Below are 25,023 nucleotides of genomic sequence, written 5' to 3' on the forward strand. Positions count from 1 at the left end.
TGGGAAATGCAGCGGTTGCCTCACGACCGCTGCCTGCCGCTCCAGGCAGTTGCAGCCCAGGCTGCAGCCGTCATGATCCGTCGCGCGGGAGCTTGCTCCCGCGTTGGCGCGTCTGGAGGATATGATTTAAGGGTGTTAAGGACTTATGGCTAAACGTGATTATTACGAGGTGCTGGGTGTCGAGCGCGGCGCCAGCGAAGCGGAGCTGAAAAAGGCCTACCGGCGCCTGGCGATGAAGCATCACCCGGACCGCAATCCCGACGATAAAGCGTCGGAAGATATGTTCAAGGATGCCAACGAGGCCTACGAAGTATTGTCCGATGCCGGCAAGCGCGCGGCCTATGACCAGTATGGGCATGCGGGCGTGGATCCGAGCATGGGCGGCGCGGGTGGCCCCGGCTTCGGCGGGGCGAATTTCTCCGATATCTTCGGCGATGTGTTCAGCGACTTCTTCGGTGGTGCTGGCGGTCGTGGCGGCCAGCGTGGCGGCGCTCAGCGCGGCAGCGATTTGCGCTACACCCTGGAGCTGGACCTGGAAGAGGCCGTGCGCGGTACTACGGTCAACATCCGGGTGCCGACCCTGGTCAACTGCAAGGTCTGCGAAGGCTCCGGCGCGAAGAAGGGCACCTCGCCCGTAACCTGCACCACCTGCGGCGGTATCGGTCAGGTGCGCATGCAGCAGGGCTTCTTCTCGGTGCAGCAGACCTGTCCGCGTTGCCATGGCAGCGGCAAGATGATTACCGATCCGTGCGGTTCCTGCCATGGTCATGGCCGGGTGGAAGAGCACAAGACCCTGTCGGTGAAGGTTCCGCCTGGTGTCGATACCGGCGATCGCATTCGCCTGTCCGGCGAAGGTGAAGCGGGCGCGATGGGTGGTCCGGCGGGCGACCTCTATGTGGTGGTCAATGTGCGCGAGCACTCGATCTTTCAGCGTGATGGCAAGCATCTGTACTGCGAGGTGCCGATCAGCTTCGCCGATGCGGCGCTGGGCGGCGAGCTGGAAGTGCCGACCCTGGATGGCCGGGTCAAGCTGAAAATTCCGGAAGGCACGCAGACCGGCAAGCTGTTCCGCCTGCGCGGTAAAGGCGTGGCGCCGGTGCGCGGCGGCGGTGCCGGCGACCTGATGTGCCGGGTGGCGGTAGAAACCCCGGTCAGCCTGGATCGGCGTCAGCGCGAACTGCTCGAAGAGTTTCGCAAGACGCTGCAGGGCGATACCCGTCATTCGCCGAAGGCCAGTGGCTGGTTCGAGGGTGTGAAGCGCTTCTTCGGCGATGTGTGAATAAACAACCGCAGGCGGTAGGCGACAAGCTGCAAGAGGGCTTGTGCTCCGGCTTGCGGTTCGAGGCTTATAGCTTGGAGCGGGTGGCATGCAACGAATAGCAGTGATGGGCGCCGCTGGGCGCATGGGCAAGACCCTGATCGAGGCCGTGCAGCAGGCTGAGGGCGTCAGTCTGACTGCTGCGATCGATCGTGCCGACAGCAGTCTGGTGGGTGCCGATGCTGGCGAGTTGGCGGCGTTGGGCAAGATCGGCGTCACGCTATCGGGCAGCCTGAGTGAAGTGCTGGATCGGTTCGATGTGCTGATCGACTTCACCCATCCGTCGGTGACCCTGAAAAACCTGGAAATTTGCCGTCAGGCTGGCAAGGCCATGGTGATTGGCACCACCGGCTTCAGTGTCGAGGAAAGGCAGCTATTGGCCGATGCTGGCCAGCAGATCCCCATCGTGTTTGCCGCCAACTTCAGCGTGGGTGTCAACCTGTGCCTGAAATTGCTGGATACCGCGGCGCGGGTGCTCGGTGACGAGGTGGACATCGAGATTATCGAAGCCCATCACCGGCATAAGGTCGATGCGCCATCAGGCACTGCCTTGCGCATGGGGGAAGTCGTGGCCAATGCCCTGGGGCGTGACCTGCAAAAGGTCGCGGTTTACGGTCGTGAAGGCCAGACCGGTGCCCGCGCCCGCGAAACCATAGGTTTTGCCACGGTAAGGGCGGGCGATGTGGTCGGCGATCACACCGTGCTGTTCGCTGCCGATGGCGAGCGCGTGGAAATCACCCATAAAGCCTCAAGCCGTATGACCTTCGCCAAGGGGGCGGTGCGTTCGGCCTCATGGCTGAAAGGACGCGTGCCTGCGCTGTACGACATGCAGGATGTACTGGGCCTCAACTGAGGCGGTTCGTCGGAAGCATGTGTGCTGGCTAGGAGTTGATCGCATCTGGCGGTGGACCAAAAAGGCACTTTCCTGTAGGCTTCCCGCTTTAGTGTGTCCACTAAAAGTTGCGCAGAATGAATCATATAAAAAAGCGGGGTGACGGTCGGTACGTCATCCCGCTTTTTTACAATCTGCGTTTGCTTCAAGCTTTGATCTACGGAGGTTTTCTTGAGTAAGCCAGCCCTTAAACCTGCCATCCTGGCCCTTGCTGATGGCAGCATTTTTCGCGGCGAGGCCATCGGTGCCGATGGCCAAACTATTGGAGAGGTGGTTTTCAACACCGCCATGACCGGCTATCAGGAAATCCTCACCGATCCTTCCTATGCCCAGCAAATCGTTACCCTGACCTATCCGCACATCGGCAACACTGGCACCACGCCGCAAGACGCCGAGTCCAATCGGGTCTGGGCTGCCGGTTTGATCATTCGCGATCTGCCACTGATCGCCAGCAACTGGCGCAGCAAGCAGCCACTGGATGAGTACCTGAAAGAAAACGGTACCGTCGCCATCGCCGGCATCGATACCCGTCGCCTGACCCGCATCCTCCGTGAGAAGGGTTCGCAGAACGGCTGCATCCTGGTGGGCGACGACGCCACCGAAGCGCAAGCCCTGGAACTGGCGCGCAGTTTCCCCGGACTCAAGGGCATGGACCTGGCCAAGGTGGTCAGCTGCAGCGAGCCCTACGAGTGGCGCTCCAGCGTATGGAATCTGCAGGATGACAGCCACCCGGAAATCCCGGCCAGCGAGCTGCAGTACCACGTGGTGGCCTATGACTACGGGGTCAAGTGGAACATCCTGCGCATGCTGGTCGAGCGCGGTTGCCGGTTGACTGTAGTGCCGGCGCAGACGCCCGCTGCCGAGGTGTTGGCGCTGAATCCAGATGGCGTGTTCCTGTCCAACGGTCCGGGCGACCCCGAGCCTTGCGACTACGCGATCCAGGCGATCAAGGATGTGCTGGAAACCGAAATCCCGGTGTTCGGCATCTGCCTCGGCCACCAGCTGCTGGCCCTGGCCTCCGGTGCCAAGACCCTGAAAATGGGCCACGGTCACCACGGTGCCAACCACCCGGTGCAGGACCTGGACAGCGGCGTGGTGATGATCACCAGCCAGAACCACGGTTTCGCCGTGGATGAAGCCAGCCTGCCAAGCAACGTGCGGGCGATTCACAAGTCGCTGTTCGACGGCTCCCTGCAAGGCATCGAGCGTACCGACAAGGACGCCTTCAGCTTCCAGGGTCACCCCGAAGCGAGCCCCGGCCCAGCCGATGTGGCGCCGCTGTTCGACCGTTTTATCGAAGCCATGGCCAAGCGCCGTTAAGCCAGCCGACTGACCCAGGATTCGAGAGAGAGAAAATGCCAAAGCGTACAGACATTAAAAGCATCCTGATTCTCGGCGCCGGCCCGATCGTCATCGGCCAGGCCTGTGAGTTCGACTATTCCGGTGCCCAGGCCTGCAAGGCCCTGAAAGAAGAGGGCTACCGCGTCATTCTGGTGAACTCCAACCCGGCCACCATCATGACCGATCCGGCCATGGCCGATGCCACCTACATCGAGCCGATCAAGTGGTCGACCGTGGCCAAGATCATCGAGAAGGAGCGCCCGGACGCCCTGCTGCCGACCATGGGCGGACAGACCGCACTGAACTGCGCGCTGGACCTGGAAAAGCACGGCATTCTGGAAAAGTTCGGTGTGGAAATGATCGGTGCCAACGCCGACACCATCGACAAGGCCGAAGACCGTTCGCGCTTCGACAAGGCGATGAAAGACATCGGCCTGGCCTGCCCGATTTCCGGCATCGCCCATAACATGGAAGAAGCCTACGTCGTCCTCGAGAAAGTCGGCTTCCCCTGCATCATTCGACCGTCCTTCACCATGGGCGGCACCGGTGGCGGCATCGCCTACAACCGTGAAGAGTTCGAAGAAATCTGCGCGCGCGGCATCGACCTGTCGCCGACCAACGAGCTGCTGATCGACGAGTCGCTGATCGGCTGGAAGGAATACGAGATGGAGGTGGTCCGCGACAAGAAAGACAACTGCATCATCGTCTGCGCCATCGAGAACTTCGACCCCATGGGTGTGCACACCGGCGACTCGATCACCGTCGCCCCGGCACAAACCCTGACCGACAAGGAATACCAGATCCTGCGTAACGCCTCGCTGGCGGTACTGCGCGAGATCGGCGTGGAAACCGGCGGCTCCAACGTGCAGTTCGGCATCTGTCCGAACACCGGTCGCATGGTGGTGATCGAGATGAACCCGCGGGTATCGCGTTCATCGGCGCTGGCTTCCAAGGCGACCGGCTTCCCGATCGCCAAGATCGCAGCCAAGCTGGCGGTGGGTTACACCCTCGACGAGCTGTCCAACGACATTACCGGAGGTCGTACCCCTGCGTCGTTCGAGCCGGCCATCGACTATGTCGTGACCAAGATCCCGCGTTTCGCCTTCGAGAAGTTTCCCAAGGCTGACGCGCGCCTGACCACCCAGATGAAGTCGGTCGGTGAGGTCATGGCCATCGGCCGCACCTTCCAGGAATCCATGCAGAAAGCCCTGCGTGGCTTGGAAGTGGGCGTGTCCGGCTTCGATCCGATGCTCGATCTGAGCGATCCCGAGGCCGCAAGCACCCTCAAGCGCGAGCTGACCGTGCCGGGTGCCGACCGCATCTGGTACCTGGCGGACGCCTTCCGCGCCGGCAAGACGGTTGCCGAAGTGTTCGAGCTGACCCGCATCGACGAGTGGTTCCTGGTGCAGATCGAAGACCTGGTCAAGGACGAGGAAAAGATCAAGACCCTGGGTCTGGTCAGCATCGACCGCGATCTGATGTACAAGCTCAAGCGCAAGGGTTTCTCCGACATCCGTCTGGCCAAGCTGCTCGGCGTCTCCGAGAAGAGCCTGCGCAGCCACCGCCACAAGCTCAAAGTGCTGCCGGTGTACAAGCGTGTCGACACCTGCGCCGCCGAGTTCGCCAGCGACACCGCCTACATGTATTCGACCTACGAGGAAGAGTGCGAGGCGTCGCCGTCGGGCCGCGACAAGATCATGATCCTCGGCGGCGGGCCGAACCGCATCGGCCAGGGCATCGAGTTCGATTACTGCTGCGTGCACGCCGCCTTGGCGCTGCGTGAAGACGGTTACGAGACCATCATGGTCAACTGCAACCCGGAAACCGTCTCCACCGACTACGACACCTCCGACCGCCTGTATTTCGAGCCGGTAACCCTGGAAGATGTGCTGGAAATCGTCCGCGTCGAACAGCCCAAGGGGGTGATCGTGCAGTACGGCGGGCAGACCCCGCTGAAAATTTGTCGCGCGCTGGAAGAGGCCGGTGTACCGATTATCGGTACCAGCCCCGAGGCGATCGACCGCGCCGAAGACCGCGAGCGCTTCCAGCAGATGGTTCAGCGTCTGGGCCTGCGCCAGCCGGCCAATGCCACGGCGCGCAGTGAAGACGAGGCCCTGGCGGCGTCCAAGGTCATCGGTTATCCGCTGGTGGTGCGTCCGTCCTATGTGCTGGGCGGTCGGGCGATGGAAATCGTCTATCAGGAAGAAGAGCTCAAGCGCTACATGCGCGAAGCGGTGAAAGTGTCCAACGACAGCCCGGTGCTGCTCGACCACTTCCTCAACTGCGCCATCGAAGTCGATATCGATGCCATCTGCGACGGCGAGACTGTGGTGATCGGCGCGATCATGCAGCATATCGAACAGGCCGGCGTGCACTCCGGTGACTCCGCCTGTTCGTTGCCGCCGTATTCGCTGCCGGCGCATATCCAGGACGAGATCCGCGACCAGGTCAAGAAAATGGCCCTGGAGCTCGGCGTGATCGGCCTGATGAACGTGCAGATGGCGGTGCAGGGCGAGGATATCTTCGTCATCGAAGTCAATCCGCGCGCCTCGCGCACCGTGCCCTTCGTCTCCAAGTGCATCGGCATCTCCCTGGCGATGCTCGGGGCCCGGGTGATGGCCGGCAAGACCCTGGCTGAAGTCGGTTTCACCGAGGAAATCATTCCGAACTTCTACAGCGTCAAGGAAGCGGTATTCCCCTTCGCCAAGTTCCCCGGCGTCGATCCGATCCTCGGCCCGGAAATGAAGTCGACCGGTGAGGTGATGGGCGTCGGCGACACCTTCGGCGAGGCATTTGCCAAGGCCCAGTTGGGCGCCAGTGAAATCCTGCCCAACAGTGGCTGCGCCTTTATCAGCGTGCGCGATGACGACAAGCCTCTGGTGGCCGAGTTGGCGCGCAATCTGATCGAACTGGGTTTTGACGTGGTTGCCACGTCGGGTACCGCCAAGGTGATCGAGGTGGCCGGCTTGCCGGTACGGCGCGTGAACAAGGTGACCGAGGGTCGCCCCCACGTGGTCGACATGATCAAGAATGACGAAGTCACGCTGATCATCAACACCACCGAGGGGCGTCAGTCGATTGCCGATTCCTATTCCATTCGGCGTAATGCGTTGCAGCATCGAATCTGCTGCACCACCACGCTGGCGGCGGGTGAGGCGATTTGTGAGGCGCTCAAGTTCGGACCCGAGAAGACCGTGCGTCGTTTGCAGGATCTCCATGCAGGAATCAAGGCATGACTAAATACCCAATGACCGTCCAGGGCGCGCGCGCCCTGGAAGAGGAGCTGGCTCACCTGACCAAGGTGGTGCGGCCCAAACTCAGCCAGGACATCGGCACCGCGCGTGAGCTCGGTGACCTCAAGGAAAACGCCGAATACCATGCCGCCCGCGAGCAGCAGGGCATGGTCGAGGCGCGCATTCGCGATATCGAAGGCCGCCTGCAGCACGCAGTGGTCATCGATGTCACGACTATTGCCCACACCGGCAAGGTGATTTTCGGCACCACGGTGGAGATCGCCAACGTCGAAACCGACGAAAGCGTGACCTATCAGATCGTGGGCGAGGACGAGGCCGATATCAGGCTGGGCAAGCTGTCGGTTGGCTCGCCTATCGCCCGCGCCCTGGTCGGCAAGGAAGAGGGCGATGTGGTGGTGGTCAAGACCCCCAGTGGCATCGTCGAGTACGAGATTGTCGAGGTTCGCCATATCTAGGTCCGGCAGCCCAAATGCTGGAGCGATAAGTTGGCTGCTGGCCCAGACCTTCTGGGTCGGCGGTCTGTGGTTGTTGCATTTTTTGGTGTTGCCGGCGATCGCCAAGCTGGGCTTGGCGCCGTTGCTGGTCGAGGAGATCGCCAGCGCCGTTCGCCCGCTATTGGTGGGGCTGGCGGGGATTTGCGCGGGGCTGCAGGTGCTGGTGCTGATCCGTGCCGAGCAGTTGCCGAGCCTGTGGCGCGATATCCGCGGGCAACTGCTGTTGACCGTGCTGGTGATGGCCGGCAGTTACTTTGGCGTGCGCCATTTCTGGTCCGGCGCCGGGCTCTGGCAGATGTTCAGCTACCTGGTGATGGCGTTTTGCGGTTTGCTGCTGGTGCTGCAGTCGGTACCTGGCGGCGCCAAGCGATAAGCTGCAGGCTTCAAGTAAGGCAGGAAGCATGCAGCTTGCAGCTATCAGCCGTGATGGCGGTGGACGTTGGACAGGTTCTTATTGACCTTGGGGTTCTTGCGGTAGATCAGCGCCATCTTGCCGATGACCTGCACCAGGTCGGCATGGCCGGCCTTGCACAGCTCGTTAATGGCCGTAAGGCGGCTTTCGCGCTCGACGATGCGCAATTGCACTTTAATCAGTTCATGGTCGCTCAGGGCGCGCTCCAGTTCGGCCAGCACGCCTTCGGTCAAACCATTGTCAGCCACGATCAATACGGGTTTCAGGTGGTGGCCGATAGATTTGAATTGTTTCTTCTGCTCTTGAGTGAGCGGCATAATCTGATTCCTGCATTTAATCTGGTAAAAAACGGCGATCAGTTTACCCGAGCGCCTTGGTTGACGCCCAGATATTCATGCTCTGCACAATTCGAGGTATTGCGTGGCCCGTTCCAAGACCAGTCAAGGTTGGCTGAAAGAGCATTTCAACGACCCCTACGTCAAAATGGCGCAAAAGGATGGCTATCGTTCGCGCGCCAGTTACAAGCTGCTGGAAATTCAGGAAAAGGATCGGATTCTGCGGCCGGGTATCACGGTGGTCGATCTGGGGGCTGCGCCAGGTGGCTGGTCGCAGGTTACCAGCCGCTTGATCGGCGACAAGGGAACCCTGATCGCCTCCGATATTCTGGAGATGGACAGCATTCCCGATGTCACCTTCATTCAGGGTGACTTTACCGACGATGCGGTGTTTGCGCAGATCCTCGAGGCGATTGGCGGTAATCCGGTAGACCTTGTGATTTCCGATATGGCCCCCAATATGAGTGGAGTAAGGGCTGCCGATCAGGCGCGCGCCATGTACCTGTGCGAATTGGCCCTGGACTTGGCCGGGCGCGTGCTGCGTCCGGGAGGCGATTTCCTGATCAAGATCTTCCAGGGCGAAGGCTTCGATCTTTACCACAAGCAGGTGCGCGAGATGTTCGACAAGGTGCAGATGCGCAAACCCTTGTCCTCGCGTGATCGCTCGCGCGAGCAATACATGCTCGGGCGCAGCTTTCGTGGCGGCTAGAGGCATGCAACCAAGGGCTGGCGTGCCAGTCTTATGTGATAGGGAGGCTGCGGCATAGGGCGCCCAAATAAAGGGTTACAGACGGCGCCTGCCAGGTGCGGGCGTTGTGTAGTAAGTTAGATCGGTACATAACTGGTCGTCATGCGAAGTGCGCTTCGGCACGGGGCCTGCTTCAGAGGGTAGCTAATTGAACGACATGGCAAAGAATCTGATCCTGTGGCTGATCATCGCCGCTGTCTTGGTGACGGTGATGAACAATTTCTCCAGCCCGAGCGAGTCCAACAAGCTCAATTACTCGGAGTTTATCCAACAGGTTCAAGATGGCGCGGTGCAGCGGGTCACTGTGGATGGTTTCATCATCAGTGGCGTGCGTGGCGATGGTTCCTCCTTTGAGACCGTGCGTCCGGCAATCCAGGATAACGGCCTGATCAAGGACCTGATCGACAACAACGTGCAGATAATCGGCAAGCAACCGGAGCAGCAGAGCATCTGGACCCAGTTGCTGGTAGCCAGCTTCCCGATCCTGGTGATCATCGCGGTGTTCATGTTCTTCATGCGCCAGATGCAGGGTGGTGCGGGCGGCAAGGGCGGGCCCATGAGCTTCGGCAAGAGCAAGGCGCGCCTGCTCTCGGAAGATCAGGTCAAGACCACCTTCGCTGACGTCGCCGGTTGCGACGAGGCCAAGGAAGAAGTCAGCGAGCTGGTCGAATTCCTGCGTGATCCGGGCAAGTTCCAGCGCCTCGGCGGGCGTATCCCGCGCGGCGTACTGATGGTGGGTTCGCCGGGTACCGGCAAGACCTTGCTGGCCAAGGCGGTTGCCGGTGAAGCGAAAGTACCGTTTTTCACCATTTCCGGTTCGGATTTCGTCGAGATGTTCGTCGGTGTCGGTGCGTCCCGCGTGCGCGATATGTTCGAGCAGGCGAAGAAGCATGCGCCGTGCATCATCTTCATCGACGAGATCGACGCCGTCGGCCGCCATCGTGGTGCCGGCATGGGTGGCGGTCACGACGAGCGCGAGCAGACCCTCAACCAGTTGTTGGTGGAAATGGATGGTTTCGAGATGAACGATGGTGTCATCGTCATCGCGGCGACTAACCGTCCCGACGTGCTCGATCCGGCGCTGTTGCGTCCCGGTCGTTTCGACCGCCAGGTGGTGGTTGGCCTGCCGGATATTCGAGGTCGCGAGCAGATCCTCAAAGTACACATGCGCAAGGTGCCGATGGGTGAAGATGTTGAACCGGCGGTGATTGCGCGCGGTACGCCGGGCTTCTCCGGTGCCGACCTGGCCAACCTGGTCAACGAGGCCTCGTTGTTTGCCGCGCGTGCCGGCAAGCGCCTGGTCGAGATGAAGGAATTCGAGCTGGCCAAGGACAAGATCATGATGGGCGCCGAGCGCAAATCCATGGTCATGTCGGATAAGGAAAAGCTCAACACTGCGTTCCACGAGGCCGGGCACGCCATCGTTGGGCGCCTGGTGCCCGAGCATGATCCGGTCTACAAGGTGTCGATCATCCCGCGCGGGCGTGCCCTGGGTGTGACCATGTTCCTGCCGGAAGAGGATCGTTACAGCCTGAGCAAGCGTGCCCTGACCAGCCAGATCTGCTCGCTGTTCGGTGGCCGTATCGCCGAAGAGATGACCCTGGGCTTCGATGGCGTGACTACTGGTGCGTCGAACGACATCATGCGTGCCACCCAGTTGGCACGCAACATGGTGACCAAATGGGGCCTGTCCGAGAAACTCGGTCCGCTGATGTATGCCGAAGAGGAGGGCGAGGTCTTCCTCGGCCGCAGCATGGGTAGCCAGCACACCAATGTCTCGGCCGATACGGCCAAGGTGATCGATCAGGAGGTGCGCAGCATCATCGATCAGTGCTACGGCACTGCCAGGCGCCTGCTGGAAGAGAATCGCGACAAGCTCGATGCCATGGCCGAGGCCTTGATGAAGTACGAAACCATCGATGCCGAACAGATCGAAGAAATCATGAATGGCCGTGTCCCGCGGGAGCCGCGCGACTGGAGCGGTGGTGCCGGTACTCCGGTTGCCAGCGTCGATGAAAAGGATCGCCCGGAAAAACCCATTGGCGATTCTGCTGTCGAGCATTAAGGATCACGATGTCTGTAATGCACCATCTGAACCGGCTGCCTTGTGGCAGCCGGTTTCTTGATTTAACCCATCCGCAGGTGATGGGAATCTTGAATGTCACTCCCGATTCCTTTTCCGATGGCGGCCGTTTCGGCCAGCGCGACGCGGCCTTGCGCCATGCCGAAGCGATGTGGCAGGCCGGTGCCAGCCTGATCGATGTCGGTGGTGAGTCCACGCGTCCCGGGGCGCGAGCGGTGTCGCCGGTTGAGGAGTTGGAGCGTGTGGCGCCAATTGTCGAGGCCATCGCTGCCGAGCTGGATGTGATCATCTCGGTGGATACCTCGACGCCCGCGGTGATGCGTGAAGCTGCGCGTCTCGGCGCCGGCCTGATCAACGATGTGCGCTCGTTGCAGCGTGACGGTGCGCTGGATGCGGCGGCCGATAGCGGTTTGCCGGTGTGCCTGATGCATATGCGGGGTGAGCCGACCACCATGCAGTTAAGTCCTCAATACGCCGATGTGCTGGTCGAGGTGCGCGACTTTCTGGTCGAGCGCATGGCGGCATGTACGGCCGCGGGGATTGCGCTGGAGCGGCTGATTCTCGATCCGGGCTTTGGCTTCGCCAAGACCCAGGAGCACAATCTGAGGTTGTTCAAGCATCTGCAGTCGTTGCATGAGTTGGGGCGGCCGCTGCTGGTCGGTGTCTCGCGCAAGAGCATGATCGGGCGGGCGCTGAATCGCGAGGTTGGCGAGCGTCTATCTGGCAGCCTGGCCCTGGCGGCCTTGGCAATCACTAAGGGCGCGCACATCCTGCGGGTACATGACGTGCCTGAGACGGTTGATGTGGTGCGTATGCTGGCTGCAGTCGAAGCGGCCGAATAAGTAATCAAGGAATCCTGGTCATGGCTAGAAAATATTTTGGTACCGACGGTATTCGTGGGCGGGTTGGCGAGTTTCCCATCACCCCGGATTTCATGCTCAAGCTTGGCTGGGCGGCTGGCATGGCATTTCGCAAGCAGGGCAAGTGTCGAATTCTGATCGGCAAGGACACGCGGATTTCCGGCTATATGTTCGAGTCGGCGCTGGAGGCCGGCTTGTCGGCAGCGGGTGCCGATGTCCTGTTGCTGGGACCGATGCCGACGCCGGCGATCGCCTATCTGACCCGGACCTTCCATGCCGAGGCGGGGATTGTCATCAGTGCCTCGCACAACCCGCACCACGACAACGGCATCAAGTTTTTCTCGGGGCAGGGCACCAAGCTGCCTGACGAGATCGAGCAGATGATCGAGGAATTGCTCGACGCGCCGATGACCGTGGTCGAGTCGGGGCAGCTGGGCAAGGTCTCGCGGATCAACGATGCGGCGGGGCGTTATATCGAGTTCTGCAAGAGCAGTGTGCCGAGCAGTACCGATTTCGCCGGGCTGAAGATCGTGGTCGATTGCGCCAACGGTGCGGCCTATAAGGTCGCGCCAAGCGTGTTCCGCGAGCTTGGTGCCGAGGTTTCGGTGCTCTCGGCTCAGCCTGATGGCCTGAATATCAATGATGACTGTGGCTCGACTCACGTTGAGGCCTTGCAGGCTGCGGTAGTGGCCCAACAGGCCGATCTGGGTATCGCCTTCGATGGCGATGCGGACCGTGTGCTGATGGTTGACCACACGGGTGCCTTGGTTGATGGCGATGAGCTGCTGTTCATCATTGCGCGTGATTTGCAGGAGCGCGGCAAGCTGCAAGGTGGTGTGGTCGGCACGCTGATGAGCAATCTCGGCCTCGAGCTGGCGCTGGCCGATCTGGGGATTCCCTTTGTTCGTGCCAAGGTTGGCGATCGCTACGTGGTTGCCGAGTTGTTGGCGCGCCACTGGCAGATCGGCGGGGAGAATTCGGGGCATCTGGTGTGCTTTCAGCACACCACGACAGGCGATGCGATCATCGCGGCGCTCCAGGTGTTGCTGGCGCTCAGGCGTCGTGGGCAGAGCCTGGCCGAGGCGCGCCAGGGGGTGCGCAAGTGTCCGCAGGTGTTGGTCAACGTGCGTTTTGCCGGCGGTGTCGACCCGCTCGAGCATCCTGCGGTGCAGAATGCCAGCGCACGGGTGACCGAGAAAATGGCGGGCCGTGGGCGCGTTCTGCTGCGCAAGTCCGGTACCGAACCGTTGGTGCGGGTAATGGTCGAGGGCGATGATGAGGCCCAGGTGCGCGGCTATGCCGATGAATTGGCTAAGGTTGTTGCTGAAGTCTGTGTTTGATCGCTTGCCAGTCCCGGTGCCGTTGGGTAACATCTGCGCCCTCTTTGACCGATGAGGTAAAGCATGCGTCGCCCCTTGGTAGCTGGTAACTGGAAAATGCACGGTACCCGCGCCAGCGTCGCAGAGCTGATCAACGGTTTGCGCCAGCAGGTGTTGCCTGCTGATGTCGAGATTGCGGTCTTTCCATCCTGTCTGCACATCGCTCAGGTTCTGGACGGTGTAGCAGATAAGGCTGTGACGGTCGGTGCGCAAAATTGTGCAGTCGATCCCGGGCAAGGTGCTCTGACCGGCGAGGTTGCTGCTAGTCAGTTGCAGGATGCAGGCTGCGTTCTGGTATTGGTCGGTCATTCGGAGCGGCGTTTGCTGCTTGGTGAGACCGATGTCGAGGTGGCGCGCAAGTTTGCTGCTGCGCAGTCTTGTGGTTTGACTCCGTTGTTGTGTGTGGGTGAGACCCTCGAGCAGCGTGAGGCGGGCAAGACCCTGGAAGTGGTCGGGGCGCAGTTGGCCAGTGTGGTCGACGCGCTGGGTATCGAGGCCTTTGCTCGGGCAGTGGTTGCCTATGAACCGGTCTGGGCTATTGGTTCGGGTTTGACGGCGTCACCCGAGCAGGCGCAGCAGGTGCACGCCGCTATTCGTGCGCAACTGGTCGCGCACAGTGCTGAAGTGGCCTGTGCGGTAAGAATTCTATATGGCGGCAGCGTGAAGGCCGCCAATGCAGCCGAGTTGTTCGGTATGCCGGATATCGATGGGGGGCTCGTTGGTGGGGCTTCTCTGAATGCGGATGAGTTCGGCGCGATTTGTCGCGCCGCAGGAAGCTGACAAGATGCTGGAAACAGTCGTAGTAGTTTTTCATCTGCTGGGTGCGATCGGTGTGGTTGCGCTGGTTTTGTTGCAGCAGGGCAAGGGTGCGGATGCAGGTGCGTCTTTTGGTTCCGGTGCTTCAGCTACCGTATTCGGTAGCCAAGGTTCCTCTACCTTTTTGAGTCGCGTTACTGCTATACTCGCCACCGCTTTTTTCTTAACTAGCTTGGGCTTAGCGTTCTTTGCTAAAGAAAAGGCTGATGCGCTGACTCAGGTTGGTTTGCCTGATCCGGCGGTGTTGGAAGTACAGCAGGCCAAGCCCGCTGTTGAAGATGTACCCGTGCTCGAAGAGCAAAAGCCGGCTGATGAAGCGGTTGATGTACCTCAGGCTCCAGAGCAGTAACAAGCAGTACGCAACAAGTGATTTTGCCGAGGTGGTGGAATTGGTAGACACGCTACCTTGAGGTGGTAGTGGCCATAGGCTGTAGGGGTTCGAGTCCCCTCCTCGGTACCAATTTACAAGCAAGCCCGCAGTATGCGGGCTTTCTTGTTGCTGAAGCGTTGGTTGACCCTTGTGTGGGTTCGGTCGTATACTTCGGCCCCAGCTTTGACGCGGGGTGGAGCAGTCTGGTAGCTCGTCGGGCTCATAACCCGAAGGTCGTTGGTTCAAATCCAGCCCCCGCAACCAGCAGCAGCGGAGCCCCTTTTCAGGGGCTTTTTGCTAGCTGGGAGACAGGTTTGCCGGTCTTTAGAGGTCGGTTGAAGGGATGGGCGTTTCGCCCATTTTTCATTTGCACAGCATGCGCGAGGGGCTCAGGTGTCGAGCAAGCTAGAACAGTTGCAGGCCTTGGTGGCCCCGGTAGTCGAAGCACTCGGCTATGAATGCTGGGGTATCGAGTTCCTGTCGCAAGGGCGGCATTCTTTGCTGCGAATTTATATCGATCATGCCAATGGCGTTCTCATCGAAGATTGCGAGAAGGTCAGTCGGCAGATCAGTGGTGTCCTCGATGTCGAAGACCCGATCAGCGCGGAGTACACCCTGGAGGTGTCTTCACCCGGCATGGATCGGCCGCTGTTCACGTTGCAGCAGTTCGCCAGTCATGCCGGCGAGCAGGTGAAAATCAAGCTGCGTTCGCCTTTCGAGGGGCGCCGCAACTTTCAAGGTCTCCTTCGCGGCGTGGAGGAACAGGACGTGGTGGTGCAGGTGGATGACCATGAGTTCCTGTTGCCGATCGACATGATCGACAAGGCCAATATTATCCCCAGGTTTGATTGAGACGCGGATCCCGCGGATCCAATGGATTGCGAAAGGCGAGGCGTACGATGAGCAAAGAAGTACTGCTGGTTGTTGAGTCGGTGTCCAACGAAAAGGGCGTACCGGCTAGCGTTATATTCGAGGCGCTGGAGTTGGCTTTGGCCACTGCCACCAAAAAGCGTTTTGAGGACGAAGTCGAGTTGCGTGTGGCGATCAATCGCCAGACTGGCAACTACGAAACTTTCCGTTGCTGGACAGTGGTTGAAGAAGCCGATTTCGATGACCCGGCTCATCAAGTTACCGTTGATATGCCGCGGGCGATTGAAGCCAATGCGAAAGTCGGTGATGTGCTCGAGGAAAAGATCGACTCCATCGAGTTCGGTCGCATTGCTGCGCAAACCGCCAAGCAAGTCATCGTGCAGAAGGTTCGTGAAGCCGAGCGTGCTCAGGTGGTTGAAGCCTACCGTGAGCGTTTGGGCGAAATCATCTCCGGCACTGTGAAGAAGGTGACTCGCGATAATGTGATCATCGATCTGGGTAACAATGCCGAAGCGTTGCTGGCGCGTGAGGACATCATCTCGCGGGAAACTTTCCGCGTCGGTGCCCGGGTGCGTGCCCTGCTCAAGGAAATCCGTACCGAGAACCGCGGTCCGCAGCTGATCCTCTCGCGTACCGCGCCGGAAATGCTGATCGAATTGTTCCGCATCGAGGTGCCGGAGATCGCCGAAGAGCTGATCGAAGTCATGGCCGCTGCCCGCGATCCTGGTTCGCGCGCCAAACTGGCCGTGCGCTCCAAAGACAAGCGTATCGACCCGCAAGGTGCCTGTATCGGCATGCGTGGGTCGCGCGTGCAAGCAGTCTCCGGCGAGTTGGCCGGCGAACGTGTGGATATCGTGCTGTGGGATGACAATCCCGCGCAGTTTGTGATCAACGCCATGTCGCCAGCGGAAGTTGCCGCAATCATTGTCGATGAGGATGCCCATGCCATGGACATCGCCGTCGGCGAAGACAACCTGGCGCAGGCTATTGGCCGTGGTGGTCAGAACGTTCGTTTGGCCAGTCAACTGACTGGTTGGACGCTGAACGTGATGACCGAGGCGGACATCCAGGCGAAGCAGCAAGCTGAAACCGGCGACATCCTGCAGCACTTCATCGACGAGCTGGAAGTCGACGAAGAGCTGGCCCAGGTGCTGGTCGAAGAAGGCTTTACCAGCCTGGAAGAAATCGCTTATGTGCCGATGGAAGAGATGCTCAGCATCGATGGTTTCGATGAAGAAATTGTCAGCGAGCTACGGGCACGGGCAAAAGATCGCCTGTTGACCAAGGCCATCGCCACAGAAGAAAAACTGGCAGACGCCCACCCGGCCGAAGACCTGCTCTCTCTCGAGGGTATGGACAAAGGCTTGGCGCAGGAGCTGGCAGTACGCGGTGTGGTTACCCGCGAAGACCTGGCCGAGCAGTCGATTGACGACCTGCTCGACATCGACGGCATCGACGCAGAGCGTGCCGGCAAGCTGATCATGGCCGCCCGAGCCCATTGGTTCGAGTAAGTTTTACGGCCTGAGGAGAGAAATGCATGTCGCAAGTCACGGTGAAAGAACTGGCCCAAGTGGTCGACACACCGGTAGAGCGCCTGCTGCAGCAGATGCGTGAGGCGGGTTTGCCGCACAGCAGTGCCGAGCAAGTTGTTACCGATAACGAGAAGCAGGCTTTGCTTGCGCATCTCAAGAGCAGCCACGGCGTCAAGGTTGAAGAGCCGCGCAAGATTACCTTGCAGCGCAAAACTACCAGCACCTTGCGGGTAGCGGGTAGCAAGACCATCAGCGTTGAAGTGCGCAAGAAGAAAACCTTCGTCAAGCGCAGTCCTGAAGAGATCGAGGCCGAGAAGCAGCGTGAGCTGGCTGAGCAGCGTGCGGTCGCCGAAGCGGCGCGGGTCAAGGCTGAAGAAGAAGCCAAACGCCGCGCGGCTGAGCAAGCCCAGCCTGCGGTCGCTGGAGTCAAGAGCGACGCAGTTGCGGCTGCGGTTGTGGCACCAGTCGAGTTGCCGGTGGTCGCTGCGGTAGTTGAAGAGCGCAAGAAAGACGAGCCGCGCCGTCCCGACAAGCCGCGTAATGAAGATGCCGATCGTCGTGGTGATCGCAAGACCACCCAGCATCGTCCTGCGGTCAAGGAAAAGGCGCCGGCTCCCCGTGTGGCGCCGCGCAGCATCGACGAAGAAAGCGACAGCCACCGTCGTGGTGGGCGCGGTAAGTCCAAGCTGAAGAAGCGCAATCAGCATGGCTTCCAGAGCCCGACCGGGCCGGTCGTACGTGATGTCGCCATCGGCGAAACCATCACCGTCGGTGAGTTGGCTCAGCAGATGTCGGTTAAGGCTGCCGAAGTCATCAAGTTCATGTTCAAGCTGGGCACCCCGGTGACCATCAACCAGGTACTGGATCAGGAAACTGCCCAGTTGATCGCCGAGGAGCTAGGCCACAAGGTCAAGCTGGTCAGTGACAACGCCCTGGAAGATCAGTTGGCCGAGTCGCTGAAGTTTGAAGGTGAAACCTTCTCCCGTGCGCCGGTTGTGACTGTAATGGGTCACGTCGACCACGGTAAGACGTCGCTGCTCGACTATATCCGTCGCGCCAAAGTGGCTGCTGGCGAAGCCGGTGGCATCACTCAGCACATCGGTGCTTACCACGTCGAAACCGATCGTGGCATGGTCACCTTCCTCGATACCCCGGGTCACGCTGCGTTTACCGCCATGCGTGCCCGTGGTGCCCAGGCGACCGATATCGTGATTCTGGTGGTGGCGGCGGACGACGGCGTGATGCCGCAAACCGTTGAAGCCGTTCAGCATGCCAAGGCCGCCGGGGTTCCGTTGGTCGTTGCAGTGAACAAGATCGACAAGCCGGGTGCCGATCTCGATCGCATTCGTAGCGAGCTCTCCGTTCACGGTGTTACGTCCGAAGAGTGGGGCGGTGATACGCCGTTCGTTTCGGTCTCGGCGAAAGTCGGTACCGGCGTCGACGAGTTGCTCGAAGCCGTCCTGTTGCAAGCCGAAGTTCTCGAACTGAAGGCCACTCCGTCCGCTCCTGGGCGTGGTGTGGTGGTTGAATCGCGTCTCGACAAAGGTCGTGGTCCGGTTGCCACCGTTCTGGTTCAGGACGGTACGCTGCGTCAGGGCGACATGATTCTGGTCGGCTCGAACTACGGCCGTATCCGCGCCATGCTCGATGAAAACGGCAAGGCCATCAAGGAAGCGGGTCCGTCGATTCCGGTCGAGATCCTCGGCCTGGACGGCACTCCGGAAGCGGGCGACGAGATGAGCGTGCTGACTGACGAGAAGAAGGCCCGTGAAGTGGCCATGTTCCGTCAAGGCAAGTTCCGCGAAGTCAAGCTGGCCCGTGCTCACGCCGGCAAGCTCGAGAACATCTTCGAGAACATGGGCCAGGAGGAGAAGAAGACGCTCAATATCGTCCTCAAATCCGACGTCCGTGGTTCGCTGGAAGCGTTGCAAGGCTCGCTCGGTGGTCTGGGTAACGACGAAGTGCAAGTGCGTGTGGTCGGTGGCGGCGTCGGTGGTATCACCGAATCCGATGCCAACCTGGCGCTGGCCTCCAACGCGGTACTGTTCGGCTTCAACGTGCGGGCCGATGCCGGCGCGCGCAAGATCGTCGAGCAGGAAGGTCTGGATATGCGTTACTACAACGTGATCTACGACATCATCGAAGACGTCAAGAAGGCCCTGACCGGCATGCTCGGCAGCGATGTTCGCGAGAACATCCTGGGTATCGCCGAAGTGCGTGACGTGTTCCGTTCGCCGAAGTTCGGCGCGGTCGCCGGTTGCATGGTGACCGAGGGTGTCGTGCACCGTAACCGTCCGATTCGCGTGCTGCGCGACGACGTGGTGATCTTCGAGGGTGAGCTGGAGTCCCTGCGCCGCTTCAAGGACGACATGTCTGAGGTGCGTGCCGGCATGGAGTGCGGTATCGGCGTGAAGAGCTACAACGACGTCAAGGTCGGCGACAAGATCGAAGTGTTCGAGAAGGTCCAAGTGGCTCGTAGCCTGTAAGGCGCGAGTTGCAACATGCAACGCCCGGCCCTGCTTTTGCTCGGCCGGGCGTTTGCCGCTTTTAGGTCCGACGCTTTTCGGGGCGTCGTGGCGAGTGGAAGGTAGTAGAAATGGCCAAAGAATATAGCCGTGCCCAGCGTATCGGCGACCAGATGCAGCGTGAACTGGCGCAATTGATTCGTCTGGAAATCAAGGACCCGCGCCTCGGCGGGCTGGTAACCATTACCGCGGTGGAAGTCAGCCGCGATGCCAGTCATGCCAAGGTGTTCGTCACCGTGATGGGCGCTGAGCCAGTGGAAGGCGTCGATCGCGTGGCGCAAAGCGTCAAGGTGCTCAACGATGCCAGCGGTTTCCTGCGCATGCAGTTGGGTAAGGCAATGAAGCTGCGTAGCGTGCCCAACCTGCGTTTTCATTACGACGAAAGCGTCATCCGTGGCGCGCAACTGTCGGCATTGATCGAGCGCGCCGTCAGCGAAGACAGCGCCCATGCTGGCGACAACACCGAAGCCAAGGAGTAAGCCCGTGGCCCAGGTGAAACGTATTCGTCGTCCGGTCGATGGCATCATCCTGCTGGATAAGCCGCGCGGTTTCAGCTCCAACGCGGCGCTGCAGAAAGTGCGCTCGTTGCTCAATGCCGAGAAGGCCGGGCATACCGGCAGTCTCGACCCGCTGGCCACCGGCGTATTGCCGCTGTGCTTCGGCGAGGCGACCAAGTTCTCGCAGTATTTGCTGGATGCCGACAAAGGCTATGAAACCCTGATGCAACTGGGCGTCACCACCACCACCGCCGATGCCGAAGGCGAAGTGCTGGAGCGTCGTCCGGTGACCGTTGGTCGTGCCGATATCGAGGCCCTGTTGCCGCGTTTTCGCGGTGAAATCAGCCAGATACCGCCGATGTATTCGGCGCTCAAGCGCGATGGCCAGCCGCTGTACAAGCTCGCCCGTGCCGGTGAGGTGGTGGAGCGCGAGCCGCGTTCTGTTACTATTGCGCGCTTGGAATTACTGAGCTGCGAGGCGGAGCAGGCGCGCCTGGCGGTCGATTGCACAAAAGGCACCTATATCCGCACCCTGGTCGAGGATATCGGCCATCTGCTCGGTTGCGGCGCCCATGTTGCAGAGCTGCGCAGGACTAAAGCCGGGCCTTTTACACTGGCCCAGACCGTTAGCCTGGAAGCGCTGGAGCAGGCCCATGCCGAAGGCGGTCATGAAGCCGTCGATCGCTTTCTGCTGCCGGTGGACAGTGGCCTGCAGCATTGGCCGCTGTTGCAGTTCTCCGAGCACAGTTCGTTTTACTGGCTGCAAGGGCAGCCGGTACGCGCACCGGAAGCGCCGAAGTTCGGCATGGTGCGGGTACAGGATCACAATGGCCGCTTCATCGGTATCGGTGAAGTGAGCGAAGACGGGCGCATTGCGCCGCGTCGCTTGATTCGGTCGGCATGACCGTAGCGGAGCGTCGAAAATTCAGGTTTTCGGCATTCCGTACCGAGGGTGGCTGTTAATAGGCACGGTCATTCCTCACTTGAAAACACGGGAAGCGATTCCCGGCCTATTGCAACTGTTTCGGCGGTTGCCTAACTGAGAGGATTGCCCACATGGCACTCAGCGTTGAAGAAAAAGCCCAGATCGTTAACGACTACAAGCAAGCTGAAGGCGACACCGGTAGCCCGGAAGTGCAAGTTGCACTGCTGTCCGCCAACATCAACAAGCTGCAAGGCCACTTCAAGGCCAACGGTAAAGACCACCACTCGCGTCGTGGCCTGATCCGCATGGTTAACCAGCGTCGCAAGTTGCTGGATTACCTGAAAGGCAAGGACGCCAGTCGTTACAGCGCCCTGATCGGTCGCCTGGGTCTGCGTCGCTAAGCAATGCTTACGCGTAGCTGACTGCCGAAGCTGGAAGTGGGGTTTAGCCCTGCTTCCAGCTTTTGCTTTTGCGCATTAGGTGTTTTGGACGGCCTCGGGTTCGACTCCCGCAACCGCCCGCGAATTCAGCAAGACCCGTCGCATTGGCGCAGACGCCGATGCAACGGATGTAAGAACCGCTTTCCCCAAAGGCAATAGAGAAGGAAAACACCGTGAACCCGGTAATCAAGAAATTCCAGTTCGGTCAATCGACCGTTACCCTCGAGACTGGCCGTATCGCCCGTCAAGCCTCCGGCGCAGTGCTGGTCACCGTTGATGACGACGTCAGCGTATTGGTGACCGTGGTCGGCGCCAAGACGGCTGATCCAAGCAAGGGCTTCTTCCCGCTGTCCGTGCACTACCAGGAAAAAACCTACGCAGCCGGCAAGATTCCTGGCGGCTTCTTCAAGCGTGAAGGCCGTCCGTCCGAGAAAGAGACCCTGACCTCGCGTCTGATCGACCGTCCGATCCGTCCGCTGTTCCCGGAAGGCTTCATGAACGAAGTGCAGGTTGTCTGCACCGTGGTTTCCACCAGCAAGAAGACCGATCCGGACGTCGCTGCGATGATCGGTACCTCGGCCGCCCTGGCGATCTCCGGCATCCCGTTCGATGGCCCGATCGGCGCTGCGCGCGTGGCCTTCCACGAGAGCACCGGCTACCTGCTCAACCCAACCTATGAGCAGCAGAAAGCATCCAGCCTGGACATGGTCGTGGCCGGTACCGAAGACGCCGTGCTGATGGTCGAATCCGAAGCCAAAGAGCTGACCGAAGACCAGATGCTCGGCGCCGTACTGTTCGCCCACGAAGAGTTCCAGGTGGTGATCAAAGCCGTCAAGGAACTGGCTGCCGAAGCCGCCAAGCCGACTTGGGATTGGCAGCCGAAGCCGGAAAACACCGCACTGCTGGCGACCATCCGCAGCGAGTTCGGTGCAGAGATTTCCCAGGCCTACACCATCAACGTCAAGCTGGACCGCTACAAGCGTCTGGGCGAACTGCGCGAGCAGATCGTCGCCAAGCTCGCCGGCGAAGAAGGCCAACCGACTGCCGCGGAAGTGAAAGAGGCTTTCGGTGAAGTTGAATACCGCACCGTACGCGAGAACATCGTCAACGGCCTGCCGCGTATCGACGGCCGCGACACCCGCACCGTGCGTCCGCTGAACATCGAAGTCGGCGTACTGCCGAAGACCCACGGTTCGGCGCTGTTCACTCGTGGCGAGACCCAGGCCCTGGTCGTTGCGACCCTGGGTACTGCGCGTGATGCCCAGCTGCTCGACACTCTCGAAGGCGAGCGCAAAGACCCCTTCATGCTGCACTACAACTTCCCGCCGTTCTCGGTCGGCGAGTGTGGCCGCATGGGCGGTGCTGGTCGTCGCGAAATCGGTCACGGCCGTCTGGCCCGCCGCAGCATCTCGGCCATGCTGCCGAGCGCCGACGAGTTCCCGTACACCATTCGCGTGGTCTCGGAAATCACCGAGTCCAACGGCTCCAGCTCCATGGCTTCGGTCTGTGGTGCTTCCCTGGCGCTGATGGATGCCGGTGTACCGATGAAGGCACCGGTTGCCGGTATCGCCATGGGCCTGGTCAAGGACGGCGAGAAGTTCGCCGTGCTGACCGACATCCTCGGCGACGAAGATCACCTGGGCGACATGGACTTCAAGGTAGCCGGTACCGCCAAGGGTGTGACCGCGCTGCAGATGGACATCAAGATCAAGGGCATCACCGAAGAAATCATGGAAATCGCCCTGGGCCAAGCCCTGGAAGCGCGCCTGAATATCCTCGGCCAGATGAACCAGATCCTCGCCACGTCGCGTAGCGAACTGTCGGCCAACGCACCGACCATGATCGCGATGAAGATCGACACCGACAAGATCCGTGACGTGATCGGCAAGGGTGGCGCGACCATCCGCGCCATCTGCGAAGAAACCAAGGCTTCGATCGACATCGAAGACGACGGCACCATCAAGATCTTCGGCGAAACCAAGGAAGCGGCAGAGGCGGCGCGCCAGCGCGTCCTCGGCATCACCGCGGAAGCCGAGATCGGCAAGATCTACGTCGGCAAGGTCGAGCGCATCGTCGACTTCGGCGCCTTCGTCAACATCCTGCCGGGCAAGGACGGCCTGGTGCACATCTCGATGCTGAGCGATCAGCGGGTCGAGAAGGTCACCGACATTCTCAAGGAAGGTCAGGAAGTGAAGGTACTGGTACTGGACGTGGACAACCGCGGCCGTATCAAGCTGTCGATAAAAGACGTGGCAGCAGCGGAAGCCTCGGGCGTCTAATCACCCCCGCGCTTCACACCAAGAAAGAGGGCTCCTTGCGGGGCCCTCTTTTTTTTCGAGTAGGTTTTCCGCCGCGATGGCATGCTGATGGCGGCGAATGACTTGGGCTGGGAGTCGTGCAATTTGCCCGAGAGAATGGAGTCGAGCATGCAGGTTGCATGCTCGTGTTGCGCTTGGCGTTAACTTAAGTTGTTGATAGATAAAGGTTTAAAGTATATTTAAGGGTTGGCGTATGGCTTGCAAGAGTACTGCAGAGGCTGCGGCTCGGAATGGCCCGCAGTGAGTTTTCAACCTACAGGAGTGGATACCCATGAAGACCCCAGTCAATAAAATGTCCTTTGCCGCCATCGCAGCAGTTCTCAGCCTGTCGCTTGCGGGTAGTGCTTTGGCCGATAACAGCACTGTCGTGCAGCCGACCCTGCTGGCAGCCAATGCCACCATGGACAAGGCTGAAGAGGCGGTGTCCGATACCTGGATCACCGGTAAGGTGAAGTCGACCTTGCTGGGTGATACCAGCCTCAGCGGCCTGGATATCAAAGTTGAAACCAACAAGGGAGTGGTCTCCCTTTCCGGGCTGGTTGGCAGTGATGCCGAGCGTGACCTGGCAATTGCCAAGACCAAAGCAATCAAAGGTGTTGCCGCTGTGTCTGCCGATGGTCTGAAATCTGCCGAGTAGGCCCTGACGTGAATCATCGGGCTCGACAGATTCGATTCGGGCCTGATGTCGCCACGCACGAGGACAATCGCATGATTGCCGACGTGATCAAAGGTAAGTGGAAGCAGATCCAGGGGCGTATCAAGGAGCGTTGGGGCAACCTGACCGACGATGATCTGGACGTTGCCGAAGGCCATAGCGAATACCTGGCCGGCAAGCTGCGGGAGCGTTACGGCTGGACCGAGGAAAAGGCCCAGGACGAGCTACGTGACTTCAGCCGCAAGCTGTAAGCACAAACGCTCGACAACCAAGCCCCGCGGGCGATACCCGCGGGGCTTGGTTGTATTCAGTTGCCGCGTTTGCTGTCGATGTCGCGCAGCCGGTTACCTTCGAAGCGCAGAAAATGGTACATGCCGTTGCGCGGGCCGTAGGTCCATTCCTCGATGGGCACTTCGTGGTGAAAACCATAGTCGTCGAGCACTTCACGGTGGCCGAGGAAATCGCGGCTACGGGGTTCGCCGCATTTGCCGAGGACTTCGCTGGTGCTGTCGTCAGTGCTGATCAAGGCGCTGCCGCAGCGCATGGTCGCGGCCTCGAGGCTGCCGGCCACTAGCACGAGCAGGGTGGTGACAAGGACTTTCACAGGGCTAACCGGTTGGCCAATGAGGTGGTTCAGGCTACCGCGCGGCCAGGCGCTTGTCAGCGCCCGCGTCGCCTTTCGATGCGCGTCAGGCGGTTGCCTTCGAAGGTGAGGATGGTCAGCATGCCGTTGCTTGGCCCGTAGACCCATTCTTCGATCTTCAGCTCGCGTCGCTGGTAAGGTCCGAGGGTGTAACCGACCAGGTCACGAAAAGCCGGCTCGCCGCATTTCTGCTCCACCTCGAAACTGCGGTCACCGACACTCACCAGTTGGCTGCCGCAGCGCAGGGTTTCGCCCTGCGCTGCGGGGGCGCAAGCGAGGAGCAGGGCCAGGCTGAGCTGTTTGATCGTTATCACCG

The 25,023-nt window shown here is 60.3% G+C and carries 24 protein-coding genes and 2 tRNA genes; 23 read left to right on the forward strand and 3 right to left on the reverse strand.

The genetic code is table 11. The features are described 5' to 3' along the window. Window positions 1-145 precede the first annotated feature (145 nt). The 6 genes from dnaJ to G9C89_RS20615 all read left to right on the forward strand — a co-directional run bounded on the left by dnaJ (window position 146) and on the right by G9C89_RS20615 (window position 7,672). Window positions 146-1,279: a molecular chaperone DnaJ gene (gene dnaJ, locus G9C89_RS20590; protein WP_172151670.1), complete on the forward strand. Its 1,134-nt coding sequence runs from the start codon at window positions 146-148 to the stop codon at window positions 1,277-1,279. An 88-nt stretch (window positions 1,280-1,367) separates the two neighbouring features. Then, a complete protein-coding gene (dapB, locus tag G9C89_RS20595; RefSeq protein WP_172151672.1) occupies window positions 1,368-2,171 on the forward strand; it encodes a 4-hydroxy-tetrahydrodipicolinate reductase in 804 nt (267 codons plus the stop codon). A 210-nt stretch (window positions 2,172-2,381) separates the two neighbouring features. Beyond that, the gene (gene carA, locus G9C89_RS20600) at window positions 2,382-3,530 is read left to right on the forward strand and encodes a glutamine-hydrolyzing carbamoyl-phosphate synthase small subunit (protein WP_172151682.1); all 1,149 of its coding nucleotides are present in this window, start codon (window positions 2,382-2,384) and stop codon (window positions 3,528-3,530) included. A 35-nt stretch (window positions 3,531-3,565) separates the two neighbouring features. Then, window positions 3,566-6,787 carry a carbamoyl-phosphate synthase large subunit gene (carB, locus tag G9C89_RS20605; protein WP_172151693.1) on the forward strand — a complete coding sequence of 1,074 codons (3,222 nt, stop codon included), beginning with the start codon at window positions 3,566-3,568 and terminating at the stop codon, window positions 6,785-6,787. Then, window positions 6,784-7,260 (forward strand): transcription elongation factor GreA, encoded by a 477-nt coding sequence (greA, locus tag G9C89_RS20610; RefSeq protein WP_172151695.1) that lies wholly within the window; start codon window positions 6,784-6,786, stop codon window positions 7,258-7,260. The genes carB and greA overlap by 4 nt, the downstream gene beginning before the upstream one ends. Beyond that, a complete protein-coding gene (locus tag G9C89_RS20615; protein ID WP_172151697.1) occupies window positions 7,238-7,672 on the forward strand; it encodes a DUF4149 domain-containing protein in 435 nt (144 codons plus the stop codon). Before greA ends, G9C89_RS20615 begins: the two co-directional genes overlap by 23 nt. A 44-nt stretch (window positions 7,673-7,716) precedes the next feature. On the opposite strand, the gene yhbY is transcribed toward G9C89_RS20615, so the two are convergent. Further along, a complete protein-coding gene (gene yhbY, locus G9C89_RS20620) occupies window positions 7,717-8,028 on the reverse strand; it encodes a ribosome assembly RNA-binding protein YhbY (protein WP_172151699.1) in 312 nt (103 codons plus the stop codon). A gap of 103 nt (window positions 8,029-8,131) precedes the next feature. Between yhbY and rlmE the strand changes: the two genes are divergently transcribed. The 17 genes from rlmE to G9C89_RS20705 all read left to right on the forward strand — a co-directional run bounded on the left by rlmE (window position 8,132) and on the right by G9C89_RS20705 (window position 24,315). Beyond that, complete coding sequence (rlmE, locus tag G9C89_RS20625; protein ID WP_172151701.1) at window positions 8,132-8,755, forward strand: 23S rRNA (uridine(2552)-2'-O)-methyltransferase RlmE; 624 nt, start codon at window positions 8,132-8,134, stop codon at window positions 8,753-8,755. 196 nt (window positions 8,756-8,951) lie between these two features. Next, window positions 8,952-10,859 carry an ATP-dependent zinc metalloprotease FtsH gene (gene ftsH, locus G9C89_RS20630; RefSeq protein ID WP_172151703.1) on the forward strand — a complete coding sequence of 636 codons (1,908 nt, stop codon included), beginning with the start codon at window positions 8,952-8,954 and terminating at the stop codon, window positions 10,857-10,859. An 8-nt stretch (window positions 10,860-10,867) separates the two neighbouring features. Further along, the gene (gene folP, locus G9C89_RS20635) at window positions 10,868-11,719 is read left to right on the forward strand and encodes a dihydropteroate synthase (RefSeq protein ID WP_172151705.1); all 852 of its coding nucleotides are present in this window, start codon (window positions 10,868-10,870) and stop codon (window positions 11,717-11,719) included. Window positions 11,720-11,739: 20 nt separating this feature from the next. Beyond that, window positions 11,740-13,077 carry a phosphoglucosamine mutase gene (gene glmM / locus G9C89_RS20640; protein ID WP_172151707.1) on the forward strand — a complete coding sequence of 446 codons (1,338 nt, stop codon included), beginning with the start codon at window positions 11,740-11,742 and terminating at the stop codon, window positions 13,075-13,077. A 63-nt stretch (window positions 13,078-13,140) separates the two neighbouring features. After that, on the forward strand, window positions 13,141-13,896 hold the full coding sequence (gene tpiA, locus G9C89_RS20645) for a triose-phosphate isomerase (protein ID WP_172151709.1): 756 nt from the start codon (window positions 13,141-13,143) through the stop codon (window positions 13,894-13,896). Window positions 13,897-13,900: 4 nt separating this feature from the next. After that, entirely contained in the window at window positions 13,901-14,281 is a 381-nt protein-coding gene (secG, locus tag G9C89_RS20650) for a preprotein translocase subunit SecG (protein WP_172151711.1), read from the forward strand. A gap of 25 nt (window positions 14,282-14,306) precedes the next feature. Next, window positions 14,307-14,392: transfer RNA gene (locus G9C89_RS20655), tRNA-Leu, on the forward strand. 97 nt (window positions 14,393-14,489) lie between these two features. Beyond that, window positions 14,490-14,566 (forward strand) — tRNA-Met (locus tag G9C89_RS20660). Between the two features lie 129 nt (window positions 14,567-14,695). Continuing rightward, window positions 14,696-15,154, forward strand: a complete 459-nt coding sequence (gene rimP, locus G9C89_RS20665) for a ribosome maturation factor RimP (RefSeq protein WP_172151713.1) — start codon at window positions 14,696-14,698, stop codon at window positions 15,152-15,154. Window positions 15,155-15,201: 47 nt separating this feature from the next. Next, window positions 15,202-16,683 carry a transcription termination factor NusA gene (nusA, locus tag G9C89_RS20670; RefSeq protein WP_172151715.1) on the forward strand — a complete coding sequence of 494 codons (1,482 nt, stop codon included), beginning with the start codon at window positions 15,202-15,204 and terminating at the stop codon, window positions 16,681-16,683. 26 nt (window positions 16,684-16,709) lie between these two features. Then, a complete protein-coding gene (infB, locus tag G9C89_RS20675; protein WP_172151717.1) occupies window positions 16,710-19,190 on the forward strand; it encodes a translation initiation factor IF-2 in 2,481 nt (826 codons plus the stop codon). A 110-nt stretch (window positions 19,191-19,300) separates the two neighbouring features. Next, window positions 19,301-19,708 carry a 30S ribosome-binding factor RbfA gene (gene rbfA, locus G9C89_RS20680; RefSeq protein WP_172151719.1) on the forward strand — a complete coding sequence of 136 codons (408 nt, stop codon included), beginning with the start codon at window positions 19,301-19,303 and terminating at the stop codon, window positions 19,706-19,708. Window positions 19,709-19,712: 4 nt separating this feature from the next. After that, window positions 19,713-20,630, forward strand: coding sequence for a tRNA pseudouridine(55) synthase TruB (gene truB / locus G9C89_RS20685; protein ID WP_172151721.1), 918 nt, complete (start codon window positions 19,713-19,715; stop codon window positions 20,628-20,630). 152 nt (window positions 20,631-20,782) lie between these two features. Then, a complete protein-coding gene (gene rpsO, locus G9C89_RS20690) occupies window positions 20,783-21,052 on the forward strand; it encodes a 30S ribosomal protein S15 (protein WP_070882080.1) in 270 nt (89 codons plus the stop codon). Between the two features lie 212 nt (window positions 21,053-21,264). Further along, a complete protein-coding gene (gene pnp / locus G9C89_RS20695) occupies window positions 21,265-23,370 on the forward strand; it encodes a polyribonucleotide nucleotidyltransferase (RefSeq protein ID WP_172151723.1) in 2,106 nt (701 codons plus the stop codon). A 310-nt stretch (window positions 23,371-23,680) separates the two neighbouring features. After that, on the forward strand, window positions 23,681-24,046 hold the full coding sequence (locus G9C89_RS20700) for a BON domain-containing protein (protein ID WP_172151725.1): 366 nt from the start codon (window positions 23,681-23,683) through the stop codon (window positions 24,044-24,046). Between the two features lie 71 nt (window positions 24,047-24,117). Continuing rightward, window positions 24,118-24,315 carry a CsbD family protein gene (locus tag G9C89_RS20705; RefSeq protein ID WP_172151727.1) on the forward strand — a complete coding sequence of 66 codons (198 nt, stop codon included), beginning with the start codon at window positions 24,118-24,120 and terminating at the stop codon, window positions 24,313-24,315. 56 nt (window positions 24,316-24,371) lie between these two features. Here G9C89_RS20705 and G9C89_RS20710 read toward each other — a convergent pair whose 3' ends face one another. Next, window positions 24,372-24,608 (reverse strand): DUF2845 domain-containing protein, encoded by a 237-nt coding sequence (locus tag G9C89_RS20710; RefSeq protein ID WP_172151847.1) that lies wholly within the window; start codon window positions 24,606-24,608, stop codon window positions 24,372-24,374. A gap of 116 nt (window positions 24,609-24,724) precedes the next feature. Further along, window positions 24,725-25,018 (reverse strand): DUF2845 domain-containing protein, encoded by a 294-nt coding sequence (locus tag G9C89_RS20715; protein WP_315852836.1) that lies wholly within the window; start codon window positions 25,016-25,018, stop codon window positions 24,725-24,727. Between the last annotated feature and the right edge of the window lie 5 nt (window positions 25,019-25,023).

Origin of the sequence: Pseudomonas tumuqii, from assembly GCF_013184545.1 — a bacterium.
GTDB lineage: Bacteria > Pseudomonadota > Gammaproteobacteria > Pseudomonadales > Pseudomonadaceae > Aquipseudomonas > Aquipseudomonas tumuqii.